The sequence below is a fragment of the Streptomyces sp. SAS_281 genome (assembly GCF_052542855.1).
In genome coordinates, this window is the sequence record NZ_JBMNDO010000035.1 from 63,438 (window position 1) to 69,437 (window position 6,000).

At 74.5% G+C, this 6,000-nt stretch carries 3 protein-coding genes, 1 tRNA gene and 1 other RNA gene; 1 reads left to right on the forward strand and 4 read right to left on the reverse strand.

Going from position 1 to position 6,000, the window contains the following annotated elements; genetic code table 11:
* Positions 1 to 161 precede the first annotated feature (161 nt).
* The 4 genes from ACN6LM_RS16085 to ffs all read right to left on the reverse strand — a co-directional run bounded on the left by ACN6LM_RS16085 (position 162) and on the right by ffs (position 5,758).
* A complete protein-coding gene (locus ACN6LM_RS16085; protein ID WP_445066035.1) occupies positions 162 to 1,835 on the reverse strand; it encodes a hypothetical protein in 1,674 nt (557 codons plus the stop codon).
* Positions 1,836 to 2,069: 234 nt separating this feature from the next.
* Positions 2,070 to 3,338 (reverse strand): phosphoribosylamine--glycine ligase, encoded by a 1,269-nt coding sequence (gene purD, locus ACN6LM_RS16090; protein WP_445066036.1) that lies wholly within the window; start codon positions 3,336 to 3,338, stop codon positions 2,070 to 2,072.
* A gap of 80 nt (positions 3,339 to 3,418) precedes the next feature.
* Positions 3,419 to 5,599 (reverse strand): DNA polymerase III subunit gamma and tau, encoded by a 2,181-nt coding sequence (locus ACN6LM_RS16095; protein ID WP_445066037.1) that lies wholly within the window; start codon positions 5,597 to 5,599, stop codon positions 3,419 to 3,421.
* Between the two features lie 64 nt (positions 5,600 to 5,663).
* Positions 5,664 to 5,758, reverse strand: an RNA gene (gene ffs, locus ACN6LM_RS16100) — signal recognition particle sRNA small type.
* Between the two features lie 111 nt (positions 5,759 to 5,869).
* Here ffs and ACN6LM_RS16105 point away from each other — a divergent pair.
* Positions 5,870 to 5,957, forward strand: a tRNA-Ser gene (locus tag ACN6LM_RS16105).
* Positions 5,958 to 6,000 lie beyond the last annotated feature (43 nt).

The following is a 6,000-nucleotide window of genomic DNA, read 5'->3' on the forward strand; positions in this document are numbered from 1 at the left end:
AGTGGTGCGCCGTCAGTCAGCGCCGTTCCCCAGCACATCACATAACGCACGCACTCCGTCACCGTTCGTCGTGAATTGACGTGAACGGAAGCTGTCACTCCGGTTATGCGGTTGTTCTCGGCCATCCCGTCCGTAGCGTCCCGCGTAGGCGGGGGCCTGTTTCAGACGAGACGGACGGGCTTGTCGATGCGTACGCCGACGGAGGCGAGCCAGGACCGCAGCGGCCCGGAGTCGCCGTCCTCGATCAGGCTGAGGACGGGGCTGCCGAGGTCCGCGCGGCGCTCGCCGCCGACCAGCAGCGCGGGCCCGTCGAGCCAGTCGAGCCCGGGCGCCGCGCCCGCCGTGTCCACAGCGGCACAGCAGACCATGGCCGCGACGTGGTCGGCGAGCAGTTCGGTGCCTGTACGGGGCGGCTGGAGCGGGAACAGCGGGAGCGGGTCCGGACCCCAGAGGCCTACGAGGTCGTCGCCGACGGCGGGGCCGGGGGCGGACAGGGCCCCCGGGGCCGTCGCCCGCGCCCGCTCCTGCGCCTCCGCCTCCTCGCGGGCGACGGCGGCGGTGATTCCGGCCGTCAGCTCCTCGCCACCGGCCTCCCCCGCCTCCAGGTGCTCGACCACGCGGGCCAGCGTGGGCACTCCGCCGGCGGCGGCAGCGGGCGGAACTCCCATGGCGTCCAGGACGTGGTGCAGCCGGGCCGCCTCCGAGCGCCACTTCCGGTCGACCACCTCGTCGGGGTACTGCTGCCAGTCCACCGGGGACCAGTCGGGGCCGTTCCCGGCGGGCCCGCCGTGGAAGAGCCGGGCCGCCAGCAGGGACGCCGCCTCGTCGGCCGCGCCCGGCTCCTCCAGGAGGTCGCAGGCGGGTCGCTCGGCGAGCCGGGAGGCGTACCCCTCGGCCAGTCGGTCACGGCGGGAGAGCTCGGTGAGCGCGGCGACGACGCCCCCGTCCAGCTGCGAGGGCCAGCGGCCCATCCGCCAGGCGGGCAGCGCGACCCGGGTCAGCAGCCGGTCCCAGCCGGCGTAAGCGAGGCCCACCTGCTCCTGCGCGACGATCCGCAGCCCGTAGTCCACCGTCCGGGCGCGCGAGGACGCGGCGGCGGCGACCCCCCGCTCCATCTCCGCGGCATGACCGCGACAGCTGCGCAGCAGTATCCGGGCGATCCGCCCGATGAGGACACGCGGCAGTCGCACGGCCCGGCGCACCGGCCCCCGGGCGGGAGCGGCGGCGTCGGCGACCGCCCCGTCCAGGCCCCGGACGAAGCGCCGGGCGGCGGCTATGTCGGGCTGGGCGGACGCGCTGGTGCCCGCGACGACCGGAGCGAGCAGCGCGCGCAGCTCGGCGACCCGCATCCACCACAGGAACGGCGAGCCGATGACCAGCACAGGGGCCGCCTCCGGCCGCCGGGCGGGGCCGGCGGGCGCCGGACGGACGCGGTCCTCGAGCCAGCTGTCGCAGTCGGGCGTGAGGGCTATGGCCGAGGGCGCGGGCACATCGAGCCGGTCCGCCAGCTCGCGGACCAGGCGGTAGAGGTCGGGCGCCGCCGCCTCGCTGAGCGGGACGGTCGGGCTGACGGCGGGCTTCGCCCGTACGACCGTGAGCGCCACGGCTCCGGCGATCAGCAGGACCACGACCGCGCAGACGGCCACGGCCCAGCGTGCCGCGTCCCAGCCACCGCCGTCCGCGAATCCACGCGCGCCCGCGGCGAACAGCACCACGGCCAGCGCGGCGGGCAGCAGCGCGACCGCCGTCGCCCTGCCGCGGATGCGCAGCAGGACGAGCGCCCGGGCCCGCGCAGCCCGCGCACCCGGCTCCTCACCCGTACCGGTACCGGACACGGCTGGACCTCACCCCCTCTGCCCCCACGGCGGTGTTGCTCACTCCCCCACCATGGCACCCGCCACTGACATCGCAATGCCGGTGGGCCAAGTGCCGGAACGCTTGCGCCGCACCCTAGTTGGGGGTGCGGCGGGCGTCATCCGGATGGCTCAGCCGTCACTCGATGGAATGGCTTTGGTCAAAGGTGTTGAGGGGCAAGGCGTTAGCGGGGTACGGGCCGGGACCACCACGCGTCAGGCCCCGGTGGCCGCCGCTTCTTCCGCGGCCTTCTTCGCGATGTCCGTACGGAGCTGGGAGCCGTCCAGCCGGATCCGCGCGGCCGCCGCGTAGGCGCGCTCGCGGGCACCCGCCAGGTCATCGGCCGTCGCCGTCACGGACAGGACGCGGCCGCCCGCGCTGACGATGGCGTCACCGTCGCGCTTGGTGCCGGCATGCAGCACGTACGCGTGCGGGGCGTCCTGCGACGCGACCTCGTCCAGCCCCTCGATGGGGTCACCGGTGCGCGGGGTGTCCGGGTAGTTGTGGGAGGCGATGACCACGGTGACGGCCGCCTCGTCGCGCCACGCCAGGGGCGGCAGCTGGTCCAGGGTGCCGTTGGCGGCGCCGAGCAGCACACCGGCCAGCGGCGTCCGCAGGCGCGCCAGGACGACCTGGGTCTCCGGGTCGCCGAACCGGGCGTTGAACTCGATGACCCGCACACCGCGCGAGGTGATCGCGAGGCCCGCGTACAGCAGCCCCGAGAAGGGCGTACCGCGCCTGCGCAGCTCGTCCACGGTCGGCTGGAGCACCGATTCCATGACCTCGTCGACCAGCTTGGGGTCGGCCCACGGCAGGGGGGAGTACGCGCCCATGCCGCCGGTGTTCGGGCCCTCGTCGCCGTCGAGGGCGCGCTTGAAGTCCTGGGCGGGCTGGAGCGGCAGCACGGTCGTACCGTCGGTGATCGCGAAGAGGCTCACCTCGGGGCCGTCGAGGAACTCCTCGATGACCACCCGGTCGCAGGCCAGCGCGTGGGCGCGGGCGACCTCGACGTCCTCGGTCACGACGACACCCTTGCCCGCGGCCAGACCGTCGTCCTTGACCACGTACGGCGCGCCGAACGCGTCGAGGGCGCTGTCGATCTCGGCGGGCGTGGTGCACACATAGCTGCGGGCGGTGGGCACGCCCGCTCCCGCCATGACGTCCTTGGCGAACGCCTTCGAGCCCTCCAGCTGCGCGGCGGCGCCGGACGGGCCGAAGCACGGGATGCCCGCGGCACGCACCGAGTCGGCGACACCGGCGACGAGCGGCGCCTCCGGGCCGACGACCACCAGCCCGACGCCCAGCTCGGCGGCGAGGCGCGCGACGGCGGCGCCGTTGAGGGCGTCGACCGGACGCAGTTCGGCCACCTCTGCGATACCGGCGTTGCCGGGGGCGCAGTACAGATCGGTGACGTCGGGGTCGAGGGACAGAGAGCGGCACAGGGCGTGTTCGCGGGCGCCGCCGCCGATGACGAGGACCTTCACGGGGTGCAGCCTAGCCGCCGGGGCGCGGCGCCCTTGACGGCCGCCGGTCCGTGGACAGGGCGGCGGCCCCACCGGTGCGCCTACTCGTTGGTGTACTCCTCGACCACCGTGGCGCCCAGCTCGCGGACGATCAGCTCGTGCCCGGAGAGGGCGGAGTCGACCAGGTCGGGGTCGTCGGCCTCCGGGATGTCGTCCTCCGGCGCGACCGGCTTCGGCGCCTCGGGGGCCGCATAGGGCGCGGGCGGCGGCCCGGCCGAGAGGTCGGAGGCGGGGCCCGGCTGCTGCGGGGCGGCTGCGGGGGCCGGGGCGGGCGCGGGCGCGGCGGGCCGCTCGTACGGCTGCGGCGCGGGCGCGGCGGGGCGCTGCGCGGCGGGCGGCGGGTTGTACGGGCGCTGGCCGCCGGACGGGGGCTGCGGGGGCTGTCCGGCGCCGCCCGAGGGGTCGACGATCGCCTCGATCTTCCACTGAGCGTTGAACTGCTCGGCGAGCGCCTGCCGCAGAACGTCCTCGCTGCCGCTGCTCGTGAAGTTGTCCCGCGCGCCGGCGTTGAGGAAGCCGATCTGCAGGGTACTGCCGTCGAACCCGGTCACCTGGGCGTTCTGGCTGAGAAGGATCCACGTGAAACGTCGGCGGTTCTTCACCGCCTCCAGGATGTCGGGCCACATGTTGCGCACCTGGCCGGCGCCCTGCGCCATGCCCGGAGCGGGCTCGGAGGCCGCGGGCCCGGGAGGCGCGGCAGGGGCGCTCTGCGGGGACGGGGCGGGGGCGGGGGCCCGGCCGGGTGCGGCGGCGGTGGGCCAGCCGCCGGGCCGGCGCCCCTGGTCCGGGGCGGACGCGGCGGCGGGCCAGGCACCGGGCCGCTGCCCGGCGGCGGACGCCTCTGCGGGCGCCTCTGCGGGTGGCGGTGCCGGGACGGGGGCGGGAGGCGGGGTCCGGGGCGCGACCGGGGCCGGGGCGGGGGGCTGCGCGTCCCCCCGGACGGCGGCGCGGGCGGCGGAGGGCCCCGCGTCGAACTGGGGGGCGGGCGGGACCGGTGCGTGGGCGAGGGCCTCGGGGCCGGGCACGTACCCCATGGCGGGGCCGGGGCCGGTGGTGGCGAAGGACGCGCCCCGCTCCAGCCGGTCCAGCCGGGCCTGCATCGAGCGCTCGTCGTCGAAGGCGGCGGGCAGCAGGACCCGGGCGCAGATGAGCTCGACCTGGAGGCGCGGCGAGGTGGCGCCGCGCATCTCCGTGAGCCCTTCGTTGACCAGGTCGGCGGCACGGCTCAGCTCCGCGGCCCCGAACACGGACGCCTGGGCCTGCATCCGCTCCACCACGTCGGCCGGAGCGTCGATCAGCCCCTTCTCCCCGGCGTCCGGCACGGCGGCGAGGATCACCAGGTCGCGCAGCCGCTCCAGCAGGTCGGCGACGAACCGGCGCGGGTCGTTGCCGCCCTCGATGACCCGGTCCACGGCCTCGAAGGCCGCGGCCCCGTCGCCCGCCGCGAAGGCGTCCACGATCGAGTCGAGCAGCGAGCCGTCCGTATAACCGAGCAGTGACGTCGCCATGGCGTACGTCACACCCTCGTCACCCGCGCCGGCGAGGAGCTGGTCCATGACGGACATCGAGTCACGCACGGACCCCGCGCCGGCCCGCACGACGAGCGGCAGGACGCCGTCGTCCACATGGCTGTTCTCCCGGCCGCAGACCTCGGCGAGATAGTCGCGCAGGGTCCCCGGCGGCACGAGGCGGAACGGATAGTGGTGCGTACGCGAACGGATCGTCCCGATGACCTTCTCGGGCTCCGTGGTCGCGAAGATGAACTTCAGATGCTCCGGCGGCTCCTCCACCACCTTCAGCAGGGCGTTGAACCCCGCCGACGTCACCATGTGCGCCTCGTCGATGATGTAGATCTTGTAACGACTCGACGCGGGCCCGAAGAACGCCTTCTCCCTCAGATCACGGGCGTCGTCCACGCCACCGTGCGAAGCGGCGTCGATCTCGATCACATCGATGGACCCCGGCCCGTTGCGCGCCAGGTCACGGCAGGACTGGCACTCTCCGCAAGGCGTGGGCGTGGGCCCCTGCTCGCAGTTCAGACAGCGGGCCAGGATGCGCGCACTCGTCGTCTTGCCGCAGCCCCGCGGGCCGCTGAACAGGTACGCGTGATTGACCCGGTTGTTCCGCAGGGCCTGCTGGAGCGGGTCAGTGACATGCTCCTGACCGATGACCTCGGCGAACGACTCGGGGCGGTAGCGGCGGTACAGCGCAAGGGACGACACACCTACGAGGTTATCGGGGTGCACCGACAACCGGCTCCGACCGTGATCCGCACCACCCGGAAACGCAAGGGCCCCCCACGCACCCGCCAGAGCCAACCTACCCTTGCTGCCTTCCGGCCCTGGGGGAGTTCAGTCAGATAGCGCCACGTGAGGGGCTGACGCCCACCTTAACCGATCCCCACCCCCACAAGTCCACCTCGGGCACCGCCCCGACCCCTCCCCGGGGAACGGGTTCGCGAGCACTCCTCAACGTCTTGTATTGTTTGCGGCGGAGGATTCGCCTAGTGGCCTAGGGCGCACGCTTGGAAAGCGTGTTGGGGGCAACCCCTCACGAGTTCGAATCTCGTATCCTCCGCCATTGCTCTCACCGGGCAATACGTCGAAGGGCCCCACCGCTTGCG